This is a genomic window from Brachybacterium sp. FME24 (assembly GCF_014897705.1).
Classification (GTDB): Bacteria; Actinomycetota; Actinomycetes; order Actinomycetales; family Dermabacteraceae; genus Brachybacterium.
Map to the genome: position 1 here is coordinate 38976 of NZ_JABUXV010000009.1, position 23404 is coordinate 62379.

The following is a 23404-nucleotide window of genomic DNA, read 5'->3' on the forward strand; positions in this document are numbered from 1 at the left end:
TGCAGGAATCCGGGTGTCTGAAGCGTGCCGGGACGGAGCAGCTCGACGCCTGTGGCGGCGCGGGAGCCGGAGTTCGGCCGTGCCGTGTCGCAGCGACCGCCGAGGCTGCGGAGCATCACACGAATGGCCGGACCGACAAGGTCCGGCCATTCGTCCTCTCTTGGTGGTCAGTTCCGTACTAGGCCCATGGACCTGCAGCCCTTCGCCCGCTCACTCATCAGGAGCTCAGGGCCGCTGTCGGTGGCGTCCGGGCGGCGCGGACCGCGGGGTAGAGACCGGCGATCGCACCGATGAGGAGCGTGGCGGTGACTGCGACGACGACCGCGACGGGCGGGAGGGCGAACGGCCAGCCGTTGATCCCGGCCATGATGCCGGTCGCGGCCGTCCCGAGGGCGCTCCCGAAGACACCGCCCAGTGCGGACAGCAGCAGCGCCTCCGTGAGGAACTGGACCAGGATGTGCCGCCGGGTAGCACCCAGGGAGCGCCGCAGCCCGATCTCTCGCCGGCGTTCGAGCACGGAGATGATCATGGTGTTGGCCACGCCGATCCCGCCGACGAGCAGCGCGATCGAGCCGAGCCCGAGCAGCAGGCCGGTGAACGCATCGTTGGCGGCGGTCCGCGCAGCGAGGGCGTCCGAGGGCCGGGACACCGTGACCTCGTGAGGCGCTTCCGGCGCGATCGTCGGGGGCAGTAGGTCCCGGACGGTCTCGACCGCCTCGTCGGCCGAGCGCTCGTAGATCGTGGTGGGGCTGCCGGTGAAGTCGAACAGGTCGATGGCGATCTCGGTCCCGATGAGCGCCGCGGCGTCCAGCTCGGGGGCCAGCGGCACCGGGTCCAGAATGCCGACCACGGTGAAACCGGTGCCGCCCAGCCAGATCTGGGTGCCGGGGGCGACCACCCCCAGCCGCTCGGCGGCGACGCTGCCGAGCACCACCGCGGGGAAGGTCTCCGTGGCCGAGTTGAGCCAGACCCCCGAGCCGACCTGGCCGGAGACCACGCCGAGCAGGTTCTGGTCAGCGACCAGGGTGGTGATCCCGCCCGTCGCGTCGGGGTCAGACAGCGAACTGCGGTAGACGGACTCCTGGAGGGTCGCCGTGCTGGTGGCAGTCGCGATCCCCTCGACCCGCCGCACCTTGCCCAGGGCGTCGGGTGGCAGCTCGGGCTCTTGACCCATGAGGCTCTCGCCGGCTTGCACGGTCAACAGGTTCGTGCCGAGCTGCTCCAGCTGGGCGTTCAGCCGGGCCTGGCTGGACGACGAGATGCCCACCACGGCGATCATCGCGGCGATGCCGATGGCGATCCCCAGCGCGGAGAGCACGGCGCGGGTCGGTCGTGACCTCAGCCCGGAAGTGCCCAGACGCAGCACGTCCCGGACGAGCAGGCGAGACCGCTCCGGAGGTCGCGCGGGTGAGGGTGGGCTCGTTGCTTCCGGCGGGGGAACGGCGGTCACGGTGCTCACGTCTCCGCCCTCGAGCTCCCCGCAAGGGCACCGGCAGTCCCAGATCCGGTCGAATCTCTGGTCACACGACCATCCCGGAGGGCGATCTGCCGAGGCAGTCGTCCAGCGAGCTCGGTGTCGTGGGTGATCACCACGACAGTGGTGCCCTGCGTGTTGAGCTCATGGAGCAGCTCCACGATCGAGGTGCCCGAGGCGGTGTCGAGGTTGCCGGTGGGCTCGTCGGCCAGCAGCAGGGGTGGGTCACCCACCACGGCGCGGGCTATCGCGACCCGCTGTCGTTCCCCGCCGGAGAGCTGGTTGGATCGATGGCCGAGCCGCCCGCCCAGGCCGACACGGTCCAGCGCGACGGCGGCCTGACGACGGCGCTCGGCGCGCGGGACCCCCGCGTACAGGAGCCCGTCGGCGACGTTGTCCAGGGCGGTGACGCCGTCGGCCAGGTGGAACTGCTGGAACACGAACCCGATGCGATACGCCCGCAGGGCCGAGAGAGTCCGGTCGGGCAGGTCGTCGACGTCCAGGCCGTCGATGCGGGCGATCCCCGCCGTGGGACGGTCCAGGGTGCCGATGAGGTTGAGCAGGGTGGACTTGCCGGACCCGCTGGGCCCGACGATCGCGACCAGCTCGCCGGGCATGATCCGCAGGGTCACCCCCGCGACGGCCAGGACCGGCGGCTGGCCGTAGGCCCGGTGGACGTCGTCGAGCATGATGAGCGGGTTCAGTGCCGAGTGCGCGGGCAGGGTGGGCGTCGTAGTGGACCTCATCGTTGGGGCACCACCACGTTCTGGCCGGCCTCGACGCCGTCGCCCGAGATCTCCACTCGACCGCCGGCGAACAGGCCCGTGGTCACGGGGATCTGGCGGGTGGTGCCGTCGGCCGCCACCAGCTCGATGCCGAACTGCTCGGGTGAGATCGCGATGAGGGCCCCTACGGGTACCGAGAGCACGTCCTCGCGCCGTTCGCTGGGGATGTCGACGGTCACCGTGGCCTGTTGGAAGGCCGCGGCATCCTCCGGGGCGTCCAGGGAGATGACCACCGGGATGACGGTGCTGGAGTCTTCGGTCTCGGTCGGGCCGCCGACCGAGGTGATCGTCCCGGTGGTCTGCGACCCGCCCGGGAGGCGCACGGTGACCGGGTTGTCGACGACGGCGAGCTGCTGAACGTCCAAGGGCAGATCCACGTTCACGACCTGGCTGGTGTCGCTCACGGTGAACAGCTCCGTCTCGGAGCCGGCCTGGCTTCCGACGCTCGCGGTCAGCGGGCCGATCCGCAGGTCGCCGTCGGCGAACAGGACCGATCCGAGGGCCAGCTTGCCGGTGCGTTCCTGGCCCACGGCATCCTGCCAGTCCATGACCGCTTCGGCGGTGGCCCAGGTGAACGTCTCGTCGGGCTCGGCGTCGAGGTGGCCGAGGTCGAGCAGGTTCTGCTCCAGCTGCCGCACGTCCGGCCCGTCGCTCATGTCGACGGCGAAGTCACGCCATGCCGGCAGTGTGCCGCGCAGCAGGAACACCGGGACGTTGTCGACGGCGTAGAGGCGTTCGCCCGGGCTCACCACGGCTCCTGCCTTCGGCAGGCCGGTCAGGACTCCCGGCCGCGCGGACCGGGTGGGGCGCGGGTCGGAGAATCGCAGCGTGCCCTGGGCGGTGGTGCTGCCCTCCAGGTCGCCGCGGACCACCTCGTCGGTCTTGCCCCGGAACACCGGGGAGGTCTCGCCCTGCTCGTCGGCCTGGCTCGCGACCGCGTGGATCCCGAATCCTGCGCCGCCCGCTATCGCGGCCATGACTGCCAGCGAGAGGACCAGACGCCGTCGGGGGTGCCGGGGGTGGGGGTCGGCCGCGCCGTTCTCGTCGGTGCCCGCCATCAGTTGTCTCCCGAGAGTCCGCCGTGGCTGACGCCGCCGGAGCCGTTCGAAGCGCACTCCTCCAGGACCTCTTCCGGGGCGTCGTCGGGAATGGTCACCAACTCGCCGGGCTTCGGGTCCGGGACGTCGACGCCGTGGTCGCGGAAGCACGCGGCCAGCATCAGCATCGCCGCCTGCCTCTCCTCGTCCGACTCCTCCGGCTCACCCCCGGGCCGTGCCGGCGGATCGCCCAGTTCCTCCACGCACGCCTCGGACGCCTCCATGAACCCGTCGTCCGACGGCGGTTGGATCCCCCCGTCCGGGCCCGGATCGGGTAGGTCGACACCCTGCTCACGCAGGCAGGAGGCGTACTCGAGCTCCCACTGCTCGAAGGACTGGTCCGTCGCGGCCGGGCCGCCGGCACTGCTGTCCGCATCCGGCGAGTCACCGGTGGTGCCGCACGCCGTGAGCGCGACGAGCAGCAGCGGGGCCGCCAGGGCTGCGGCGGTGAGCTTCACGATCCGGTACGTGTGCATGAGGTGCTCCTTGATCAGGGGTCACGGGCTGTCCGTGGACCTGTCCAGTCGAGCACCGGGGGTGTTGCCAGGGGGTTCAGGGATTCCTTGACGTTCTCCGAACCCCGGATGTGTTTCCCTGGTCCTGTTCCGAACTCATGCCTTGACCTAGATCCGGGGGCCGGTAGTGCGCGTGCTGATCGTGGAGGACGAGCCCTATCTCGCCGACGCCGTCCGGGTGGGTCTGCGTCGCGAGACCATCGCCGCCGACGTCGTCCACGACGGAGGGGCTGCTCTCGAGTCGGTCGCCGTGGACGGCTACGACGTGGTGGTCCTCGACCGTGACCTGCCCGGGATCCACGGCGACGAGGTCTGCGCGCGGCTCGCCCGGGACCACCCCGAGGTGCGGGTGCTGATGCTCACCGCCGCGCGCTCCCTGGGCGATCGCGTCTCCGGGTTCGAGCTGGGCGCCGATGATTACCTGCTCAAGCCGTTCGAGTTCCCCGAGCTGGTCGCCCGGCTGCGTGCGCTCGAACGCCGCAGCCAGCCGGCGCGACCCCCGGTGGTCGAGGCACACGGCGTCCGGCTCGACGTCTTCCGCCATGAGGTGTACCGCGACGGGCGGCTGGTCCGTCTCAGCCCCAAGGAGTTCGCGGTGCTCCAGCTGCTGATGAACGCCGACGGCGGGGTGCTCAGCGCCGAGACCCTGTTGGAGCGCGCCTGGGATTCGAACGCGGACCCGTTCACCCACACCATCCGGGTCACCATCTCCACTCTGCGCCGACGTCTCGGCGATCCCTGGGTCGTCCAGACGGTGCCCGGCGCCGGCTATAGATTCGGTGCCTGAGGTGACCGGTGGGCCACGCCGGGCCGAGCGGCGGCGCACGCTGACGATCCGTGCCCGGCTCACGCTCACCTACGCGGGTCTCGTCACCGGGAGCGGCGCGGTGCTGATCGCGATCGTGTACCTGTACATGCGCTTCGTGCCCAGCTATCAGATCGCGCCCCTCAGATCCGGTACGAGAGGGGCCACGGAATCCGGCGCGAACGGGGCCCCTGTTCCGGCCCCGATCCAGCCGACGACGCGCGGCATCTCGATCAGCAGCGCCGAGGATTTCCTCGACAACCTGCTGGTCGCCTCGATCATCGCGCTGGCTCTGCTCGCGGTGCTGAGCGGCGCCGTCGGCTGGCTGATGGCCGGGCGCATCATCAGGCCGCTCGCCGTCATCAACGCCGCGGCGAACCGCGCTTCCTCCGGCACGCTCGACCATCGCATCGCTCTCGACGGCCCCTCCGACGAGATCCACGACCTCGCGCACACCTTCGACCGCATGCTCGCGTCGCTCGAGCGTTCGTTCGCCGCCCATCGCAGGTTCGCTGCCAACGCCTCCCACGAGCTGCGTACCCCGCTGGCCACCACCAAGACGATGATCGATGTCGCCCTCGCCGACCCCGACGCGGACCGGGCGGAGCTGCGCCGGCTGGCCGAACGGGTCGGGGAGGTCAACCGCACCAGCGTCGAGACCGTCGACGCGCTCCTCGACCTCGCCGACGCGGACTCCGGCACGGCGGTTCGCGTCCCGGTCGACCTCAGCGCCCTGGCCCACGACGTGGTGGCGGGCCTCGCCGACGAGGCGGTCGCCGCCGACGTCGACCTGACCGCCGCCGGCCCGCCCTGCGTGGCCCTGGGGGGACCCGGTCCTTCTGCGCCAGGCCGTGACCAACCTGGTGCGCAACGCGATCCGGCACAACGTGCTGGCGGGGCAGGCCACCGTGGGCGTCTCCCCGGACGCCGGCCATGCGCGCGTCACCGTCTCCAACACCGGTCCGCTGGTCCCGCGTGAGTCGCTCGACGCGCTCACCGAACCCTTCGCGCGTGGCGCAGGGCGCACGCTCATTCGCGGGTCGGGCCACGGACTCGGCCTGCCCATCGTCGCGGCCGTCGCCACCGCGCACGACGGGGCACTCGCGCTGCACCCCAATGCGGCCGGTGGCCTCACCGTGCATCTCGACCTGCCCCGCGCTGACGTCGAACCCGAGCCGACCTCGTAGGTTCCGCCGAATAACGAGGCCCCCGGTCGCACTCACCCCGAGCCGGTGCGTTCACCCTCCGTTCCCCACGGAGAGATACCTCCAACGCCGCCATCGGCTCTCCGGAAGGTCCCGGGAATCCTTGGATCTCGGCCGGGACCTTTGCGCAGATCTGCCTTGCCGAAGCGCCACGGCGCGCGTGGCCGGACCGAATCCGTCGAGTACTTCACAGCAGCCCATTGATCCTATAGGATCCATGGTGAGATGACTTCCACGGGAAAGAGGACGACGATGTTCACAGCGGAGAATTGGCCCATCGGCGCCAACATGCTGTCCTTCGGCAACACCACTCCGGACGGCACCCCCACCCTGGAGGCCCCCGCCTCCGTCTGGGCGTCGCAGCTGCGCGAGGTCAAGGCGCTCGGCGTCGACCAGATCGACCCCACCGATGCCTGGCTCCCGCTCGCCAAGCTCAGCGACGAGCGCGTCGAGGAGTTCCGCAGCGTCCTCGACGGGGAGGGCATGTCCCTCTCCTCGATCTCCATGACCCGCAACTCGGTGGTGGACGTCGACAACGGCGAGGCGAACCTCGCCGACGCACTGCGCTTCATCGAGCTCGCCCCCAGCTTCGGCGTGAGCATCGTCAACACCGGCTTCATGCAGGCCATCACCGAGGCCCAGGCCAAGGCCATCTGGTTCTGGCTCGAGGACGGCCACGTCGACGATCCGGCGCTGCGCGACCTCGCCATCGAGCGGATCCGCACCCTCGGCGACGCCGCGAAGGATCAGGGCATCCAGGTCAGCCTCGAGATGTACGAGGACACCTACGTCGGCACCGCCGACGAGGCCGTCGCCTTCGTGACCGAGGTCGATCACGAGGCCGTCGGCCTGAACCCGGACATCGGCAACCTGGTGCGCCTGCACCGCGAGGTCGAGCCCTGGGAGGACATGTTCGAGAAGGTCCTGCCGCACTCGAACTTCTGGCACATCAAGAACTACACCCGCGACTTCGACGCCGCGACCGGCGCGTACTCCTCGGCCCCGATGCCGCTGAAGTACGGCTACATCAACTACCGCAAGGTCATCCAGCGCGCCGTCGAGGTCGGGTACACCGGGCCCTTCTGCTGCGAGCACTACGGCTCCGACTCCCTCGGCGTCATCGCCGAGAACGTGCAGTACATCAGGCAGGTGCTCGCCTCGGCCCTCGCATGAGGCCTAGGGTCGAGACCCCCTGATTCCCTGAGGACAAAGGAGTTCTGATGGATCCCATCCTGCTCATCGCGCTGCTCGTCGGCATCGCGCTCATCGTGGTCATCGTCCTGAAGACGCGTCTGGACGCGTTCTCCGGACTGCTGATCGCCTCCGTCGTGGTCGGACTGATCGCCGGGCAGTCGCTGCCCGACATCGTCGGATCCATCAAGACCGGCTTCGGCAGCACGCTGGCGTCGATCGGCATCGTGATCGGCCTGGGCGTGGCCATCGGGAAGATCCTCGAGGTCTCCGGTGCCGCCCAGGCCATCGCCATGGCGTTCCTGCGCCTGTTCGGCAAGGGCCGCGAACCCTGGGCCATGACCAGCATCGGCGCCCTGATCTCGGTGCCCGTCTTCTGCGACTCCGGCTACGTGATCATGAACCCGCTGGCCAGGGCGATCGCGAGGGTCAAGCGGTACGGCTACGCCACGCTGGGCATCGCCCTCGCCGGCGGCATGGTGATCACGCACCACTTCGTCCCGCCGACCCCCGGGCCGCTGGGAGTGGCCGGCATCCTCGGCGTCAGCGTCGGTTCGGTGATCATCACCGGCCTCGTCTTCACCGTGCTCATGATCCCGGTGGTCACCCTGTACGCGAAGTGGATCGGCCCCAAGGTCGAGCCGCTGATCGACGCCGAGATCCAGGAGGCGGTCTACGGGGACGTGCGCGCGGACCGATCCTCGGTGGCCGTGGCCACCGGTGGCGGCAGCGGCTCAGGTGAGGCCCCCGTCGACCTCGAGGATCTCGAGGACCCCGACCCCGAGGACGACGGGCTGGGCGAGCGCCCGGCCGGCGCCGCGCCCCACCGGGTCGGTGCCTTCATCGGTCTGCTCCCGCTGGTGGTGCCGATCGTGCTGATCGTCATGAACACCGTCGTCTCCGCGATCGACATGAATGCCCAGGGCACAGCTCTGGCGGCGGACTACGAGCCGTCCTCCTGGGCCGGACCCTTCGTGTTCATCGGCGACCCGGTGATCGCGCTGCTGATCGGCCTGGTCCTGGCCGTCTACCTCCTGCTGCCGCGCTGGACCCCGCGCACGAAGAGCCACAAGTGGCTCGCCGACGCTGCGGCCGACGCCGGTCTGATCCTGCTGATCACCGGTGCCGGCGGCGGCCTCGGCCAGGTGCTGCGCGACACCGGGATCGGCGATGCTCTCGCCGGAGCGATCAGCGGTCTCCCGCTGCCGTCGTTCCTGCTGCCGTTCCTCATCGCCTCGATCGTGCGCATCGCCCAGGGCTCCGGCACGGTCTCGATGATCACCGCGGCTTCCGTCACGGCTCCCGTGATGGCGACGATCGGGCTCGACCCGCTGGTCGCGGTCATGGCCTGCGTGGCCGGAGCCATGGTGTGCAGCTACTTCAACGATTCCTACTTCTGGGTCGTCACTCGCTTCCTCGGTCTTGAGGGAACGGCGGCACTGAAGGCGCACTCCGGACTGACCACCGTGATGTGGGCGGCGTCGATCCCGATGCTGTTCGTGCTGAGCCTCGTGCTCGGCGCGAGCGGCTGACGGGTCGACTCGCCGGCGCCCGACGGCGGACACCTCGTCGGGCGCCGCCCCGCATCACTTCACGAATCACCCCACGAATCCCACCACGAACGGAGATCACGATGACCCTCGAGATCCAGAGGATCCAGCCCTTCCCCGACGAGCGCACCGCGATCGTCACCGGCGCCGGCGCCGAGCGCGGCATCGGCCGCAAGGTCGTCCGCAAGCTCGTCTCCGAGGGCTGGAGCGTTGTCGCGGCCGACATCGACGGCGCCGCCACCGAAGCCTTCGCCGCCGAGCTGACGGCCGAGATCCCCGCCGAGAGCGGCCTGAAGGTCCTCGGCGTCGGCGTCGACATCTCCGACCAGGCCGCCGTGGATGCGGCGTTCGAGCGCATCGACGCGGAGATGCCGCCGATCGCCGCTCTGGTGAACCTCGCCGGCATCCCCAGCCCTCACTCGATCCTCAAGATCACCTCCGAGATCTGGGACAAGGTCATGAACGTCAACGGCAAGGGCACCCTGCTGATGATCCAGGCCGCGGCCAAGCGCATGATCGACGGCGGCTTCGGCGGTCGCATCGTGAACACCGCCTCGATCACCGCGCTCGACGGCGGCGGCACCTTCTCCAAGACCGGCTACGCCGCGGCGAAGGCCGCCGTGCAGGGGCTGACCCGTGGCGCCGCGCGCGAGCTGGGCGAGTACGGCATCACCGCGAACGTGATCCTGCCCGGCCCGATCGACACCGACATCATGGGCGGCACCCTCACCGACGACCGCAAGGTCGGCATGTCGGCCAACATCCCGCTGCACCGCGTGGGCCAGCCCGAGGAGGTCGCCGGCCTGATCAACTTCCTGGTCAGCGAGGACTCGAGCTACGTCAACGGCACCTCGATCAGCGTCGATGGCGGCAAGCACATGCACTGAGACGCGCCGGCCCCGGGGCGAGCGTCCCGGGGCCCCGTCGTCCGTGCGTCGTGTCGTCGCATGTCCCGCTGCACCGCGCAGCACCACGCATCCCGCTGCACCTCCGGTCCCGCTGCATCGCCCGTCCCACCGCACCGCAGGACCAGGAACGCCGCAGGATCCGCCCCACCGCAGGAACCGCCACACCGCACTCACAGGAGAGCCCCCTATGGCCGACTCGACACTGTCCGGAGCCCTCGAATTCGCGAAGATGCTCGCCGCCGGCGGATTCCGCCTGGACCCGATGGAATCCGCCCCGTCCATCGAGGACATCCGGCTGCTCGCGAAGAAGCGCCTGCCCACGATGGCCTTCGACATCGTCGACGGGGCCTCCAACCACGAGGTCACCCTCGATGCGAATACCCGTGACCTGCGCGAGGTGCGCTTCCGCCCCCGTTGGATGACCGACATCTCCACGATCGACGTCACGACCTCGGTCGACGGGAAGGACCTGCAGCGCCCCTACGTGCTCGGGCCCCTGGGCCTGCAGCGGATGATCGGCGGCGAAGGCGAGCTGGGCGCGGTGCGCGCAGCGGGGAAGGCGAACATCCCCTTCACCATCTCCACCGCCTCGAACTGGGCGATGGAGGAGCTCGCGGACCAGGCCACCGGGCCGCTCTGGTACCAGCTGTACATGTACAAGAGCCCGAAGATCGTCTCCAACCTCATCGCCCGCGCGAAGGCCATCGGCGCCGAGGCGCTCGTAGTGACCGTCGACGTGCCGCTGAACGGCAAGCGGTACCGCGACCACCGCAACGGGATGTCGATCCCCCCGAAGATCACCCCGCGCAACGCGGTGCAGGCGGTACGGCACCTCAACTGGACCCGCGCCATCATGAAGCCCCCGGCCATCGGCTTCCGCAACCTCGCCGGCGAGGTCCAGGGCAACAACGCCGTCTCCCATCAGGAGTTCGTGAAGCGCTACCTCACGAATCTCACCCTCACCTGGGCGGACATCGAGGACGTACGGCGCCAGTGGGACGGGCCCGTGTACATCAAGGGCATCCTCACGCCGGAGGACGCCATGCGCGCCCGCAGGGCCGGGGCCGACGGCATCTACGTCTCCAACCACGGTGGCCGCCAGCTGGACTCCTCGCCCAGCACGATCAGCGTGCTGCCCTCCATCGTGGATGCGGTGGGAGAGGACATGACCGTCGTGTTCGACTCCGGTGTGCGCACCGGCGACGACATCGCCAAGGCCCTCGCCGTCGGCGCCGACCTGGTCTCCATCGGCCGGGCCTGGGGCTACGGCAACGCCGCCGGGGGCGAGAAGGGCGTGCTGCGCGTGCTCGACATCCTCGACGAGGAGCTCGAGCTGGCCATGGGGCAGCTGGGCGCGACCAGCATCGACGCACTCGACCGCAGCTTCGTCGACTACCCGGAGGCCTGGCACGGCGTGGGCCTGCACCGCGAACCCGAACCCACCGAACCCACCGAGGAGCCCCTGCGATGAGCACCCCCTGGAAGCTCGCCGTCACCGCCGACTACGGACACGACGACGGCTCCACGATCTACGGCGACATCGGTCTGGACACGCTCGCCGAACACGGCATCGAGTGGTCCCTGGTCGGCGAAGCGGGCCGGGACCTGCGTGCCGAGGAGCTCGAGGGCTACGACGCCCTCCTGCTGCTGAGCGGCACGCCCTTCGGCGCCGAGCAGCTCGAGGGGGTCACGACTCTCCAGCACGTCGCCCGCTTCGGGGCCGGCTTCGACTCCGTGGACCTCGCCGCCTGCGACGCCGCAGGCATCACCGTCACCAATGCCCCCACCGGGCTGCGGGTGCCGATGGCCCACACCGCGCTGACCTTCCTGTTCGCCCTCGCCCACTCCCTGCTGCCCAAGGACCGTCTGGTCCGCGAGGCCGACTGGGGCCGCAAGGCCGAGTACCGCGGCCCGGGCCTGGCCACCGCGACGATCGGCATGATCGGTCTGGGCGGCATCGGCCAGGAGACCGTGCGCCAGCTGCGCGCCCTGGACCTCGAGGTCATCGCCTGGAACCGCTCCCCGCGGCCCGAGTTCTGCGCCGAGGTGGGGGTGGAGCAGCTCGAGCTCGACGAGGTGATCGCCCGCAGCGACTACCTGATCGTCACCGTGGCGGCGAACTCCGAGACCCGCCACCTGATCGGGCAGCGGGAGCTGGAACTGATGAAGGACACCGCGTTCTTCATCAATATCGCCCGGGGCGCCGTGGTCGACGAGCCTGCGCTGATCACCGCCCTGCAGGACGGCACCATCGCCGGCGCCGGCCTGGACGTGTTCGAGGTGGAGCCGCTGCCGGCCGACAGCCCGCTGATCGCGCTGGAGAACGTGGTCCTGGCCCCGCACTCACTGTGCTGGACCGCGGACTTCGCCGCCGCCACCGGCGCCGAGGTGCTCGGCGAGGTCGCCGCGGTCGCGAGCGGCAGCACCCCGCGCAACGTCGTCAATGCGCCGCGCCCGGTCGCGGAGACGTTTCCTCCGACGACGGATCACGCTGCGGCAACGGCCGACGCACCCGGTCCCGGAGTCGCTCAGGACTCCGACGCGTCCACCACCGGGCAGGCGCGAGGATGACCGAGCGCTCCGCGGCCGACGAGGCCCGCATCGGCGAGCTGACCGCCGTCGTCACCGGGGCGGCCTCCGAGCGCGGCATCGGCCGCGGGGTGGCGCTGCGCCTGGCGAGGCAGGGCCGACCGGTGGCACTGCTGGACCTCGACCCCGTCGGGCTCGAGTCCGCTGCCGCGGAAGCGCGCGCCGCCGGCGCGAGCCACGTGCTCACCGCGCAGGTGGACGTGTCCGACCAGGCGAGCGTCGACGCCGCGATCACGGCCATCGAACGGGACCCCGCAGCCCCGCCGATCGGGGCCCTGGTCAGCTGCGCCGGCATCGCCGACCCGACGCCGTTCCTGGAGATGACCAGCCAGAACTTCCTGCGCACGCTCTCGATCAACACCCTGGGCACCTTCCACCTCGCGCAGCGGGTGCTGCCGGGGATGCTCGAGCAGGGCCTGGGCCGGATCGTCGCGATGAGCTCGACCGCCGCGCAGGACGGCGGCGGGAACTTCTCGACCTCCGCCTACGCCGCCTCCAAGGCCGGCGTGGAAGGACTGATCCGCGGTCTCGCGAAGGAGACCGCCGGCACCGGCGTCACCACCGCCGCGATCGCCCCGGCCAACATCGACACCGACATCATGGGCGGCCGCCTCGAAGGGGAGCGGCGCGAGCAGTTCGTCGCCCGCACCCCGGTGGGCCGCCTCGGCACCGTCGAGGAGCTCGGCGAGCTGGTCGCCTTCCTCGTCGGCCCCCACGGAGGGTTCACCACCGGCTCCACCTACAACCTCAACGGCGGCCTGCGGGTCGGCTGAGCGAGCTGGCGGCAGGCCCCGCCCGCGCACTCCCCGCGCCGTTCCGGCCCAGGCGGCGCTCCGTCGCCGAGGGGCGCGTCAGCGCAGGCGGGAGCGGGCGTCGCGGGGGCGCTCGACGGGAACGCTGCTCGTGGCCGAGAAGCTCTCGGACAGGCGAGTGAAGGCACCCAGGAGATGAGCGCGCATAGCCGTTTCCGCGGCGTCCGGGTCGCGGGCCTCGATGGCCCGGACGATCGCCTCGTGCTCGATGTCGGTCTGACGGCCCTCGCCATCAACCTGGAAGAGCCGGAAGACGTGCACGTGGGCGTGCAGTCGCTCGAAGGTGGTCGACAGCAGCGAGTTGCCCGAGGCCTCGATGATCAGCGCATGGAACCGGCGGTCCCCGACCGCGCGCTGCGCCTGCGCCGCCCGCCCGCTGCCCCGCAGGGAGTCCAGGATCTCGAGTTCCTCCCGCATTCGCGGCGCGGGATTCGTCAGTCGCGCCGTCGCGGACTCGCGCGCCGCCCACGGCTCCAGCAGCAGACGCACCTCGAACAGCGCCACCAGGCCGTCGTGGTCGATCAGCGAGGTGACGTCGTATCCGCGGGACGCGGAGCGCACCACCAGGTCGTCTCCCTCGAGCCGGTGCAGGGCCTCGCGCACAGGGGTCTGGGACACGTCGAGCCGAGCGGCCTCGCCCGCGATCGAGATCCTCGCGCCGGGCTCGAGATCATGCTGGATGATGCGGGTGCGCAGCGCCTCGTACACGCTCTCCGAACCCTGAGGCGACGATGGTGGGACAGGTTCCTTCTCGACCACGGTCGATCCTTCCTGGAAGTGCTGACGGGCCCCGGTGCGCCGTGCACCGTGACCCAGCCGGATCGGAGGGGTCAGCCTCCTACGAGGCCTGGCAGCCAAGTGCTGATCAGGGGGATGAAGGTGATCAGCAGTAGCACCACGAGCATGGGTCCGAAGAAGGGCAGCACGCCCTTGATGACGCGGGTGACGGGCACCTTCGTCACCGACGACAGGACGAACAGCACCAGCCCCACCGGTGGGGTGAGCAGGCCGAGCATCAGGTTGAAGATCATCATCACGGCGAAGTGCGTGGGGTCGATGCCGTACACATCGGCGATCGGGGCCAGCACCGGGACCAGGATGAGGATCGCCGCCGTCGGCTCCAGCACGGCACCCACGACCAGCAGGAGGACGTTGACCAGCAGCAGGAACACCAGCGGGCGGTCGGTGATCTGGAGGATCAGCTCGGTCATCACCTGCGGTGCCTGCTCGCGGGCCAGGACCCAGCCGAACAGAGAGGCACTGGTGACGATGATCAGCACGCTGCCGGTGGTCTCCACCGTGGAGGCGGCGATCCGGCCCAGGGTCTTTCCGTTCAAGGTGCGATAGCAGATCGCCAGGATCGCGACGTAGGCGACGCCGAGGGCGGAGGCCTCGGTCGGGGTGACGATCCCCGACAGGATGCCACCCAGGATGATCACCGCCGCACCCGCGACCGGAAGCGCCTTGGTGACGTCCTTGACGCGCGTGGCCATGGGCGGTTTCTCCAGGCGCAGGTCGTCGCGCTTGCGCATCAGGACCCACACCATCACGCACAGGACCACGACGAGCACCAGGGCCGGGACGATGCCGGCCATGAACAGCGAGCTCACCGACAGGCCGGCCGTCACCGCGTAGATGATCGCGGGGATGCTCGGCGGGATCATCGGGGCGATCAACGACGAAGCACCGGTGATGCCGAGGGCGAAGCCCTCCGGATAACCGCGCTGCTTCATCGCCGGCACCTGGATGCGGCCCATGGCGGCGGCGTCGGAGATCGCCGCACCGCTCATCCAGGAGAAGCCGAAGCTGGTGGCGATGTTGACGTAGCCCAGGGAGCCGCGCACATGGCCGATCGCACTGGTCGCGGCGTTGAACAGTCGGTCCGTGGCCCCGGAGACGTTGGCCAGGTTGCCCAGCAGGATGAACATCGGCACCGCGAGCAGCGCGAAGTCGAAGACCCCCGAGGCGGTCTGCTGGGCGGCCAGCGCCGCCGTGGCGGTGTCATCGACGATGATGTAGACGATCGAGGGGATCAGCAGGGCGATCCACACGGGGACGCGCAGGGCGAGCAGCACCAGCAGGGCTGCGAACATGATCAGCAGAACCATGGGGTCACAGACCTTCCATGGAGGCGGCCTTGTCGACCGCGTCCGGGACCTCGGCGGGGTGGCGCAGGTACATGACGATGTTCAGGACCGTGTGGCCCAGGATCATCAGATAGCCGACGAACACCGCGCCGTACAGCAGGGGCAGGGGCAGGGAGGTGGCCGTCATCTGCAGCGAGCCGGTCAGCACCATCAGGGAGATCGCGGCGATCACCATGTACGTCGAAGCGGCGGCGACCACGAGCATCGCGAAGATCTGCGAGGCGGTCGCGAGCTTGCGGGGCAGGTACACGGCGAGGATGTCCACCGCGATGTGCGCGTTGCGGGAGGCCACGAAGCCGGCGCCGACGAAGGTCAGCCACACCACCAGCAGGCGGGCCACCTCTTCGCTCCAGGACAGGGGCATGTTCAGCACGTAGCGGGTGAACACCTGGAAGATGATCATCCCGAACACGGCCAGCAGCAGGCCGCCGGCGACGAACCGTTCCGCGTCCACCAGCCAGGAATAGGGCCGCCACTTGCGCTCGTAGTAGTCCCGCTCTATGTAGGTGTCCAGGTCCGGGACCTGACCGTCCCGGGAGCCCTCGACGGGCTTGGGGGATTGCATGCTCACTGGACCGACTCCTGGATCTCGAGGTAGAGGTCTCCCCACTCGACCTTGCTGGGGAACTCCTCGGCGATGAGCGTCTGGAAGGCCGCGACGTCGACCTCGTCGTTGATCGTGATGACGCCGTCGTCCTCCCACTGCTGGAGGGTCTCCTGCTCGGCGGCGACGATGCAGTCGCGGGTGGCGACCCGGGCCTTCTCCATGGCGTCCTCGAACCCGGCCTCCTCGTCGGCGCTCAGGGAGTCCACGAAACGCTGCGAGGAGACGATGTTGACGGCCTGGACCATGTGCCCGGTGAGGTTGAGGTAGTCCTGCACCTCGTAGAACTTCTGCACGTCGATCGTCGGGATCGGGTTCTCCTGGGCATCGATCGCTCCCTGCTGGAGCCCGAGATAGGCCTCGGACAGCGCCATGGGGGTGGCGCTGCCGTTCATGATGGCGAAGCTCGTGATGTAGAGCGGGGCATCCGGCGTACGGATCTTCACCCCGGAGAGGTCCTCAGGAGCGTTGATGGGATTGTTGGAGGTGATGTGCCGAGTGCCGTAGTACCAGGTGGAGTTCACCCGCAGGCCGGTCTCCGCGGCCATCTCGTCGTACACCTCCGCCATGATCGGACCGTTGGTGGCCTCGTCGAACTGGTCGACATCGGTGAACAGGAACGGGGCGTCCAGCACGGCGGCATCCGGGTACCAGATGCCGAGGAACGACGGGCCGACGACGCCGAGTTCGAGGCCGCCGGTGGCGATCTGCTCGGTGGTCTCGCCCTCGCCGCCGATCTGGCCCGAGGGGTAGGTCTCCACGGTGAAGCCGTCGTCGGCCAGTTCCGTGCGCAGCGTGGCGGCGCCGCAGGCTTCGACCGGGTGGGCCGGGTCGTACTGGTGGGCGAAGCGGATCACTCGGGCATCGGGGTCGACGGATGCCTTCTCGATCTGGCTGGTGTCGACCGGCGCCCAGAGTCCGCAGCCTGCCAGTGCCAGGACGGACAGGGTGGCGAGCAGGAGCGAGCCTGCCCGGCGAGGTCGGTGAGAGGCGAACGGTGCCGTGCGTCCGGAGGACGGGTGGGTCATCGCGAGCTCCCTTCGGTCAGAGGTGTCGGGAAGGGGATGTCGTGCAGGGCGGCGAGGGCGCGCAGCGACTCCACGGTCGACTCCGAGAGGTCGACGGCGTCGGCGTTGGCGGTGAGGTGCGCGTGCTCGAGATCCCCGGGGGAGTGGACGGAGCCGTCCGGAGCCGAACTGCGCACCTCCTCCTGGAGCTGGGCGACCTTGGCGCGGATCTCGTCGACGTCGCCGAAGGCGGCGAGGTCCAGGGCGATCAGCAGGTGGCCGGTGTTCATGCGCGAGGACTGGTCCTGCCAGATGTCCACGGTGTTGACCGCGAAGGAGGCGCTGGTCAGGGCGGCTGAGAGGCCTTCGAGCAGGACAGCGATGCCGGAGCCCTTATGGCCGCCGAAGGGGAGCAGGGCACCGCCGTCGAGCACGGCGCCCGGGTCGGTGGTGGGGGTGCCGGCGGCATCCACCCCCCACCCGTCGGGAATCTCGGTGCCGTCGTTGCGGGCGGCGACGATCTTGCCGTAGGCACCGGCGGTGGTCGCGAGGTCCGCGACCAGCGGGCCTTCCCCGGCCGACGGGAGGCTGAGGGTCAGCGGGTTCGTGCCGAGCACCGGCTGGGAGCCGCCGAAGGGAGCGGCGACGGGCCCGGTGGTCGAGGAGAGGATCCCCGCGATGCCCTGCTGCGCCAGTTGGCTGGTCCAGAACTGACCCGCGCCGAAATGGCTCGATCCCTGGACGGCGACGGTCGCGATGCCATGGGTGCGGGCTGATTCGGTGGCGAGCTCGACGGCGCGCTGCATCGTGACCTGGCCGAAGGCGCAGCGACCATCGAGGACGGTGACCCCGCCGAACTTGCGCACGACAACCGGCTCAGAGGTCGGATCAATACCGCCAGCGGCGACGACCTCGAGATAGAGCGGGAGGCGGAGAAGTCCATGGGAGAAGATCCCGGCACGGTCGGCCGCGAGGAGTGAACGAGCAACCAGCTGGGCCGCATCGGTTCCCACTCCCCCGCGTGCGAGCAGGGAGGTGGCGAGGTCGTGCAGGGAGTCCACGCCGAAACGGGGTGACGTCATCGTCACGGTCCTTTCTATATGAAGTCCTCACAAAGTATAGAAGAGGAGGGATGAACACAAGGGGCGACCGGCGACGAAGGTCCGATGTCTAGGCGTTCCCCGCGTGTCAGGACCTCCGACCGGCGGCCTGCCGTCGGGTGGTCCAGAAGAGCCCCGTGGCGGCGAGGAGCATCAGCACGCCCATGGAGGCCAGTGCGAGGCGGTAGTCGTCCAGGCCCGCAGGACGGCCCGGCGCCAGCAGGTCGAGCATGATGCCGATCAGCAGCACGGCCAGGAGCGACGTCGAGTACCCGCCGATGTTCACCATGCCGGTGGCGGTGCCGATCGCCCGCTTGGGCACGCCGGTGCGGGCGAGGTCGAAGCCGACCGAGCAGGTCGCAGAGCCGACGGCGAGGGCGGTGATCAGCGGCAGCAGTTGCCAGGCGGTCAGTGGCCCCGGGACCAGCAGCGTGCCGATCCAGGCGAGGGAGAGGATCGTGCCCGCGATCCAGCCCAGCCGGGCCCGGTGCCGCGGGAAGCGGCCGGTGAACACGCCGATCAGGGGGCCGATGGCCACCATGATCACCACGTTCACGGTGAGCAGGGCGCCGATCTCGGTGGGGCCCAGTCCGTGGCCGTGCGTCATGTACGGCACGCCCCACATGAACAGGAACGAGTTCACGCTCAGCAGCGTCAGCGAGTGCAGGAAGAACCCGGACCACGCCGCGCGGGAGGTGAACACGTCTCGCAGCACCTGCAGCGGGTGCGTCGGCACCGGGGGAGCGGCATCGGGGTCGTCCGGCGGCTCGTCGCGCACGAAGGCGATCACCAGGACCACGCTGGCGATCAGCACCACGGCCAGCGATGACCACGCCGCGGTCCAGCCGACGCCCACCAGCAGCGCCAGGAACGGCACCGCTGCGACGGCCTGGCCGAACTGTCCGATCATGGTCGCGAGCTGCGTGAACACCGGCACCTGGCCGGTGGGGAACCAGGTGGCGATCAGGCGCACCACGCTGATCAGGGTGGCCGCGTCGCCGACCCCGGTGAGCAATCGCGCGGTCAGGGCTGTGGGGACGTCGGTCGCGAAGGCCAGGAGCACCTGGCCCGCCGCCATGGTCACCGCGCCGAGCACCATCATCCGGCGCGGGCCGATGCGGTCCAGCAGCAGACCGGCCGGGATCTGGGCCGCCGCGTAGGTGCCCAGCTGCACGACGCCGAACAGGCTCAGCACCGCCCCGTCGACTCCGAACCGCGCCGACGCCTCGACGCTGGCGACCCCGAAGGAGGCGCGCCCGGAGACGGCGCAGAGGTATGCGAAGACCCCGACCGCCCAGATCAGATGGGCGCGGGTCACGCGTGAGGGGGGAGCGGTCATGGGTTCGGGGTCACCGGGACGCCGGGAAGGGTTCGATGTCGTCCCCGCGGTCGACGCCGCGATCGAGGGCGCCGGTCTCCGGGGGCGCCGGCGAGGGGGCGTCGACGGCGGACCCGGTGGGCAGTGGCCTCCTGCGGTCGTCGAGGCCGTCCTGGTCGGGGTCGCTGAGGGTGCCGTTGCGCTTCAGGAACCAGGCGGCGATCAGCGGTGCGGTGATCGCGGAGACCAGCACAGCCGTGGCGACCTGCACGGTAGCCACGTCCACGTACTTCTCGAACCGTGGATCGGCCGAGGCGATGATGGCGGGGGTGACGATGGAGTTGCCGGCCGTGGTGCCGGCGACGAACCCGATGCCCGAGCGTCTGCCCCGGCGCAGCAGGAACCGATACGCGAGGTAGGCGGTGCCGCCGGTGAACGGGGTGACCAGCAGCCCTAGGACGATGCCGGTCAGGCCGCCGGTCAGGACCGCGCTGATGTCGATGCCGGTGCCCAGTCCGAAGGCGAAGAACGGGATCACGATGCTCGGGACCGGGCGCAGGATCTCGGTCCAGCGGTGGTCGATGTTGCCGATCACGATGCCCAGGACCAGGGGGATGATCGCGGCCGCGAACGCGTCCAGGGGGATCGAGCCGAGTCCGGCGGCGCCGATGAACAGCATGGTGAAGAAGGGGCCGTCGTTCACGGCGGAGGCGACGTAGGCGCCGCGGTCGGTCTTGGTGCCGTACTTGCCGGTGAAGGCCAGCCAGATTCCTCCGTTGGAGTTGTCGAAGGTGGCCAGCAGGGCCACGATCGATATCCCCAGGATGCCGTCCAGACCCACGAGGAAGCCGAGGCCGACCACGGCCAGGCCGGGGACGATGGTCTTGCCCAGCAGGAGTGCGCCGGTGGTGCCGGCCACGGGGCCGATGCTGCGCGGGGTGATCTGCATGCCGGTCGCGAAGATGACCAGGGCCATCAGCGGCATCGGGGTGGCGAACAGGGCGGTGGTGAAGCTGCCGAGCTCGAGGAAGGCGGGGGCGGTGGTGCCGACGACGGCGCCCAGGATCAGCGGGATCACCATGGTCCCGCCGGGGATCTTGTCCATGGCTCCGTAGAGCGGGGAGCGCAACGTGGAGAGGTCGGGGGAGGGGGTGGTTGTCACGGGGGTACTCCTTCTTGCCTCATTACGAGAAGGGGGAGGGGCGGTCGCCTCGCCGGGGCGAGCCCGTTCCGGGGGTCGGGCGGGAGCCGGGCCCAGAGGTGCCGGCTCCGAGGGAGTTTCAGGTGGCGGGCCGGGAAGACGGCCCGACGGACGCCTATAGGATCTATGGTCCATTCCTCGGCGTCAAGGCGCGACGGCCGACGTCTTGCCCCTCGAGAGCTCGCCCGGTGCTCGCTGCACGAGCGGGACGCACCCCAGGTGGAGGTGTGGCATCGAGGATGGCCTGATAGACGACCTCGACGCTCGGCGACGACGCCATGCGACGGTCTCGGGTGACCGCGACCTGCCGACCCTCCGCGAGCGTGCCCACCGGCACCACCACCATGTCGGTGGTGTCGGAGACGGCTGCGGCCAGCGCGTTCAGGACCCCGACGCCAAGCCCGGCCCGCGCCAGGTTGACCACCGTCTGGGGCTGCTCGGACTGCCATGACAACGGGATCTCGAGTCCCCAGGCCTGCAAGGCGCTGCCGGTGTCCGGATCAGCGGCGGCCCCGGGCTGGGCGACGGCGATCAGCGGGTGCTCGGCGAGGGCCGGTGGGGTGATCGCGCCGTGGGCGCCGTCGCAGGAGTCGAGGATCGGATGCCCGGGCGGCACGATCGCCACGAAGCGCTCGGTCCACAGGTGCACGCTCTGCAGATCGTCCGAGGGCGGGTCCGCAGCGAGCGAATGGATCGCGATGTGGAAGCGGCCCGACACGATCCCGGAGACCAGATCCGGGGTGGTGTGCTCGGTCAGCTCGATGCGCAGGAAGGGGTGGACGTCATGGACGGCGGCCATCACTCCTGGCAGGAAACCCGCGCTCACACTGGGGTGACAGCCGATCACCACGCGACCACGCGGGGTGCCGGAGTGCTTGTCGACGGCCTCGACTCCCCGCTCGAGCGCCGCGAGCACAGCGCGTGCGTGGGGGAGGAAGGCGGTACCGAGCTCCGTCGGCCTGATCGGGCGGTGACTGCGGTCGACGAGGAGGCCGCCGAGCGCGCGCTCGAGTGCTGCGACGTGCGTGCTGACGCGGGACTGTGCGCGGTGCAGGGCGCGCGCCGCGCCGGAGAAGCTTCCGTGGTCGATCACCGCCACGAAGGTCTCCAGCCAGTCCGTCTGCTCGACGCGGGGCATCGCGGCCTCCTCGGGTTGTCCAGGGATCCTGGCTGGTCACGATCGGATGTCGACGGGATCCGGGGGACCGGCATCCGTGCAGGTCACCCCATGAGTGTGACCTACCTTATCAATATCGCATATAGGATTTCCGGATCGCGGATCGCTCCCGAGACGTGCGCTGGTCCTGGCGTTGGTAGTTTTCGAGGCACTTCGACGCCGAGAGCTTCCTGATCTCGCCCCGAGCACACAGCTGTGCAGGTGGCCCCGCGTCGAGGTACCCCACCGTCCCAGACCCGCACGATGAAGTGGAGTCCGCCATGACGCGCACAACCCGAACCCGCAGCCTGCTGTCCGGAATCGCCGGCGCTGCAGCCCTCGCCCTCGTCGCCGCCGGATGCTCCGGTGGAGCCAGTGAAGGCGGCGCGGACGATACCGCCGTCCAGGGCTGCAACGACATCAACGCCGACTACCCGAGCGGCCCCATCGAGCTGGTCGTCCCCTGGGCCGCCGGCGGCGGCACCGACGGCGTGGCCCGCCTCATCGGTGAGCAGCTCTCCGGCCAGCTCGGCGGCAACGTCAACGTCGTCAACCGCACCGGCGGCTCCGGCGTCGTCGGCCACCAGGCCATGGTGGACGCGCAGCCCGACGGTCAGACCATCGGCCTGGTCACCGTGGAGATCGGCATGATGCACCACCAGGGACTGACGGACATCAGCGGCGAGGACCTCACCGCCATCTCGCAGATGAACGAGGACGGCGCCGGGATCACCGTCGCCGCCGACGCAGAATGGAGCACCGCCGAGGAGCTGCTGACCTACATCGAGGAGAACCCCGGCGAGGTGACCGCCTCCGGCACCGGCCAGGGCGGCATCTGGCACCTGGCCCTGCTGGGCATGCTCCTGGACAACGACCTGCCCGTCGACGCCGTGAACTTCGTGCCCTCCGAAGGTGCGGCCCCGGCCCTCCAGGAGCTCGTCGCGGGCGGCATCGACATGACCACCAACGCGCTCGGCGAGTCCAAGACCATGCTCGATTCCGACCGCGCCAAGGCACTCGGCGTCATGGGCACCGAGCGCGACCCGGCCTTCCCCGACGTCGAGACCCTCCAGGAGCAGCTCGGCTCGGACTACTCCATGTCCGTATGGCGCGGGATCGCCGGCCCGAAGGACATGGACGCCAGCGTCGTGGAGGAGCTCGAATGCCACCTCGGCCTGATCGCCGAATCCGAGGAGTTCAACACCTTCATGACGGACTCGGGCCTCGGCGTGAAGTACGCGGGCGCCGAGGACTTCCAGACCCTGATGCGTGAGGACGACGCACGCAAGGGCGAGGTCATGGAGGAAGCGGGACTCGCGAAGTGACCTCTTCCGGTACTGCGAGCGCGACGGGAGCGGTGCGCGGCAACCTCGTCATCGCGGCCGCCTCCGTCGTGGTCGGGGTGGTCGTGATCCCCTACGGCGCATCGATGCCGTACATCCGTGAGGGGATCCCGGGCCCCGGCCTGTTCCCGATGATGATCGGCGGCCTGCTGATCCTCTTCGGCATTCTGCTGGCCCTGACCAGCCTGCATGGCGCCCGCCGCGAACGCCGCCACCTCGCCGAGCTCGCCGCGGTCCACGCGGACGGCACGACGGGCCCTGAGCCCGGCATCGATGGTCCGACGGTGGCCGACGACCTTCCGGCCTCGGAGCCGCAGACGGCTGCGGCGCTGGCCTCCGACATCGGCTCCGACGGAATACGCCGATGGATCAACGGCGCCGTCCTCATGGGCGGGATCATCTTCTACGTGCTGTTCGCCGAGATCCTGGGCTTCCCGCTCACGATGGCCCTGCTGGTCTTCGCGATCGTGTGGTCCCTGCGCGCGAAATGGTGGGTCGCGCTTGCAACGGGTGTGTGCGCCTCGCTCGGTCTGTGGGCCATGTTCGAGCTGGCCCTGATGGTCCAGCTGCCCGACGGCATCCTGAAGGGGTTCTGAC

23 protein-coding genes are annotated in these 23404 nt (G+C 70.0%); 11 read left to right on the top strand and 12 right to left on the bottom strand.

Going from position 1 to position 23404, the window contains the following annotated elements; genetic code table 11:
* Positions 1 to 217 precede the first annotated feature (217 nt).
* From INT51_RS11540 to INT51_RS11555, 4 genes are read right to left on the bottom strand one after another with little or no spacing between them, the layout of a single operon-like run.
* Positions 218 to 1459, bottom strand: coding sequence for an ABC transporter permease (locus tag INT51_RS11540; RefSeq protein WP_304502168.1), 1242 nt, complete (start codon positions 1457 to 1459; stop codon positions 218 to 220).
* Positions 1456 to 2220 carry an ABC transporter ATP-binding protein gene (locus INT51_RS11545; protein WP_255509783.1) on the bottom strand — a complete coding sequence of 255 codons (765 nt, stop codon included), beginning with the start codon at positions 2218 to 2220 and terminating at the stop codon, positions 1456 to 1458. Before INT51_RS11545 ends, INT51_RS11540 begins: the two co-directional genes overlap by 4 nt.
* Complete coding sequence (locus tag INT51_RS11550; protein WP_193105461.1) at positions 2217 to 3317, bottom strand: efflux RND transporter periplasmic adaptor subunit; 1101 nt, start codon at positions 3315 to 3317, stop codon at positions 2217 to 2219. The genes INT51_RS11545 and INT51_RS11550 overlap by 4 nt, the downstream gene beginning before the upstream one ends.
* Entirely contained in the window at positions 3317 to 3832 is a 516-nt protein-coding gene (locus INT51_RS11555) for a hypothetical protein (protein WP_193105462.1), read from the bottom strand. The genes INT51_RS11550 and INT51_RS11555 overlap by 1 nt, the downstream gene beginning before the upstream one ends.
* 166 nt (positions 3833 to 3998) lie before the next feature.
* On the opposite strand from INT51_RS11555, the gene INT51_RS11560 reads away from it, so the two are divergent.
* From INT51_RS11560 to INT51_RS11595, 9 genes are all read left to right on the top strand, one after another.
* The gene (locus INT51_RS11560; RefSeq protein WP_193105463.1) at positions 3999 to 4658 is read left to right on the top strand and encodes a response regulator transcription factor; all 660 of its coding nucleotides are present in this window, start codon (positions 3999 to 4001) and stop codon (positions 4656 to 4658) included.
* Positions 4651 to 5655 (top strand): HAMP domain-containing sensor histidine kinase, encoded by a 1005-nt coding sequence (locus INT51_RS22695; RefSeq protein ID WP_304502169.1) that lies wholly within the window; start codon positions 4651 to 4653, stop codon positions 5653 to 5655. The genes INT51_RS11560 and INT51_RS22695 overlap by 8 nt, the downstream gene beginning before the upstream one ends.
* Entirely contained in the window at positions 5540 to 5863 is a 324-nt protein-coding gene (locus INT51_RS22275; RefSeq protein WP_304502170.1) for a HAMP domain-containing sensor histidine kinase, read from the top strand. The genes INT51_RS22695 and INT51_RS22275 overlap by 116 nt, the downstream gene beginning before the upstream one ends.
* Positions 5864 to 6133: 270 nt before the next feature.
* A complete protein-coding gene (locus INT51_RS11570) occupies positions 6134 to 7054 on the top strand; it encodes a sugar phosphate isomerase/epimerase (RefSeq protein WP_193105613.1) in 921 nt (306 codons plus the stop codon).
* Between the two features lie 47 nt (positions 7055 to 7101).
* Complete coding sequence (locus INT51_RS11575; RefSeq protein WP_193105464.1) at positions 7102 to 8604, top strand: GntP family permease; 1503 nt, start codon at positions 7102 to 7104, stop codon at positions 8602 to 8604.
* Between the two features lie 101 nt (positions 8605 to 8705).
* Positions 8706 to 9509 (top strand): SDR family NAD(P)-dependent oxidoreductase, encoded by an 804-nt coding sequence (locus INT51_RS11580; protein WP_193105465.1) that lies wholly within the window; start codon positions 8706 to 8708, stop codon positions 9507 to 9509.
* Positions 9510 to 9717: 208 nt separating this feature from the next.
* Complete coding sequence (locus tag INT51_RS11585; protein WP_193105466.1) at positions 9718 to 11001, top strand: alpha-hydroxy acid oxidase; 1284 nt, start codon at positions 9718 to 9720, stop codon at positions 10999 to 11001.
* Positions 10998 to 12101: a D-isomer specific 2-hydroxyacid dehydrogenase family protein gene (locus tag INT51_RS11590; protein WP_193105467.1), complete on the top strand. Its 1104-nt coding sequence runs from the start codon at positions 10998 to 11000 to the stop codon at positions 12099 to 12101. The genes INT51_RS11585 and INT51_RS11590 overlap by 4 nt, the downstream gene beginning before the upstream one ends.
* Positions 12098 to 12892: an SDR family NAD(P)-dependent oxidoreductase gene (locus INT51_RS11595; protein WP_193105468.1), complete on the top strand. Its 795-nt coding sequence runs from the start codon at positions 12098 to 12100 to the stop codon at positions 12890 to 12892. The genes INT51_RS11590 and INT51_RS11595 overlap by 4 nt, the downstream gene beginning before the upstream one ends.
* 78 nt (positions 12893 to 12970) lie before the next feature.
* Here the strand turns inward: INT51_RS11595 and INT51_RS11600 are convergent, their stop codons facing one another.
* The 8 genes from INT51_RS11600 to INT51_RS11635 all read right to left on the bottom strand — a co-directional run bounded on the left by INT51_RS11600 (position 12971) and on the right by INT51_RS11635 (position 21446).
* Positions 12971 to 13690, bottom strand: coding sequence for a GntR family transcriptional regulator (locus INT51_RS11600; protein WP_193105469.1), 720 nt, complete (start codon positions 13688 to 13690; stop codon positions 12971 to 12973).
* Positions 13691 to 13761: 71 nt separating this feature from the next.
* A complete protein-coding gene (locus tag INT51_RS11605) occupies positions 13762 to 15039 on the bottom strand; it encodes a TRAP transporter large permease (protein WP_193105470.1) in 1278 nt (425 codons plus the stop codon).
* Positions 15040 to 15043: 4 nt separating this feature from the next.
* Complete coding sequence (locus INT51_RS11610) at positions 15044 to 15643, bottom strand: TRAP transporter small permease (RefSeq protein WP_193105471.1); 600 nt, start codon at positions 15641 to 15643, stop codon at positions 15044 to 15046.
* A 2-nt stretch (positions 15644 to 15645) separates the two neighbouring features.
* A complete protein-coding gene (locus INT51_RS11615) occupies positions 15646 to 16710 on the bottom strand; it encodes a DctP family TRAP transporter solute-binding subunit (protein ID WP_193105472.1) in 1065 nt (354 codons plus the stop codon).
* Complete coding sequence (locus tag INT51_RS11620) at positions 16707 to 17771, bottom strand: Ldh family oxidoreductase (RefSeq protein ID WP_193105473.1); 1065 nt, start codon at positions 17769 to 17771, stop codon at positions 16707 to 16709. Before INT51_RS11620 ends, INT51_RS11615 begins: the two co-directional genes overlap by 4 nt.
* 106 nt (positions 17772 to 17877) lie before the next feature.
* A complete protein-coding gene (locus tag INT51_RS11625; RefSeq protein WP_193105474.1) occupies positions 17878 to 19128 on the bottom strand; it encodes a nitrate/nitrite transporter in 1251 nt (416 codons plus the stop codon).
* Positions 19129 to 19138: 10 nt separating this feature from the next.
* Positions 19139 to 20269 carry a 2-keto-3-deoxygluconate permease gene (locus INT51_RS11630; RefSeq protein ID WP_304502171.1) on the bottom strand — a complete coding sequence of 377 codons (1131 nt, stop codon included), beginning with the start codon at positions 20267 to 20269 and terminating at the stop codon, positions 19139 to 19141.
* A gap of 163 nt (positions 20270 to 20432) precedes the next feature.
* Positions 20433 to 21446 (bottom strand): LysR family transcriptional regulator, encoded by a 1014-nt coding sequence (locus INT51_RS11635; RefSeq protein WP_193105475.1) that lies wholly within the window; start codon positions 21444 to 21446, stop codon positions 20433 to 20435.
* Between the two features lie 299 nt (positions 21447 to 21745).
* Between INT51_RS11635 and INT51_RS11640 the strand changes: the two genes are divergently transcribed.
* Complete coding sequence (locus INT51_RS11640) at positions 21746 to 22789, top strand: tripartite tricarboxylate transporter substrate binding protein (protein WP_193105476.1); 1044 nt, start codon at positions 21746 to 21748, stop codon at positions 22787 to 22789.
* Positions 22786 to 23403 (top strand): tripartite tricarboxylate transporter TctB family protein, encoded by a 618-nt coding sequence (locus INT51_RS11645; protein WP_193105477.1) that lies wholly within the window; start codon positions 22786 to 22788, stop codon positions 23401 to 23403. Before INT51_RS11640 ends, INT51_RS11645 begins: the two co-directional genes overlap by 4 nt.
* Position 23404 lies beyond the last annotated feature (1 nt).

Bases quoted from the DNA above. Each gene is read 5' to 3' on its own strand.
- INT51_RS11605 (WP_193105470.1), bottom strand. From the start codon at position 15,039: ATGGTTCTGCTGATCATGTTCGCAGCCCTGCTGGTGCTGCTCGCCCTG.
- INT51_RS11625 (WP_193105474.1), bottom strand. From the start codon at position 19,128: ATGACCGCTCCCCCCTCACGCGTGACCCGCGCCCATCTGATCTGGGCG.
- INT51_RS11555 (WP_193105462.1), bottom strand. From the start codon at position 3,832: ATGCACACGTACCGGATCGTGAAGCTCACCGCCGCAGCCCTGGCGGCC.
- INT51_RS11550 (WP_193105461.1), bottom strand. From the start codon at position 3,317: ATGGCGGGCACCGACGAGAACGGCGCGGCCGACCCCCACCCCCGGCAC.
- INT51_RS11595 (WP_193105468.1), top strand. From the start codon at position 12,098: ATGACCGAGCGCTCCGCGGCCGACGAGGCCCGCATCGGCGAGCTGACC.
- INT51_RS11640 (WP_193105476.1), top strand. From the start codon at position 21,746: ATGACGCGCACAACCCGAACCCGCAGCCTGCTGTCCGGAATCGCCGGC.
- INT51_RS11585 (WP_193105466.1), top strand. From the start codon at position 9,718: ATGGCCGACTCGACACTGTCCGGAGCCCTCGAATTCGCGAAGATGCTC.
- INT51_RS11635 (WP_193105475.1), bottom strand. From the start codon at position 21,446: ATGCCCCGCGTCGAGCAGACGGACTGGCTGGAGACCTTCGTGGCGGTG.
- INT51_RS11575 (WP_193105464.1), top strand. From the start codon at position 7,102: ATGGATCCCATCCTGCTCATCGCGCTGCTCGTCGGCATCGCGCTCATC.
- INT51_RS11590 (WP_193105467.1), top strand. From the start codon at position 10,998: ATGAGCACCCCCTGGAAGCTCGCCGTCACCGCCGACTACGGACACGAC.
- INT51_RS11610 (WP_193105471.1), bottom strand. From the start codon at position 15,643: ATGCAATCCCCCAAGCCCGTCGAGGGCTCCCGGGACGGTCAGGTCCCG.
- INT51_RS11580 (WP_193105465.1), top strand. From the start codon at position 8,706: ATGACCCTCGAGATCCAGAGGATCCAGCCCTTCCCCGACGAGCGCACC.
- INT51_RS11620 (WP_193105473.1), bottom strand. From the start codon at position 17,771: ATGACGTCACCCCGTTTCGGCGTGGACTCCCTGCACGACCTCGCCACC.
- INT51_RS11570 (WP_193105613.1), top strand. From the start codon at position 6,134: ATGTTCACAGCGGAGAATTGGCCCATCGGCGCCAACATGCTGTCCTTC.
- INT51_RS11545 (WP_255509783.1), bottom strand. From the start codon at position 2,220: ATGAGGTCCACTACGACGCCCACCCTGCCCGCGCACTCGGCACTGAAC.
- INT51_RS11615 (WP_193105472.1), bottom strand. From the start codon at position 16,710: ATGACCCACCCGTCCTCCGGACGCACGGCACCGTTCGCCTCTCACCGA.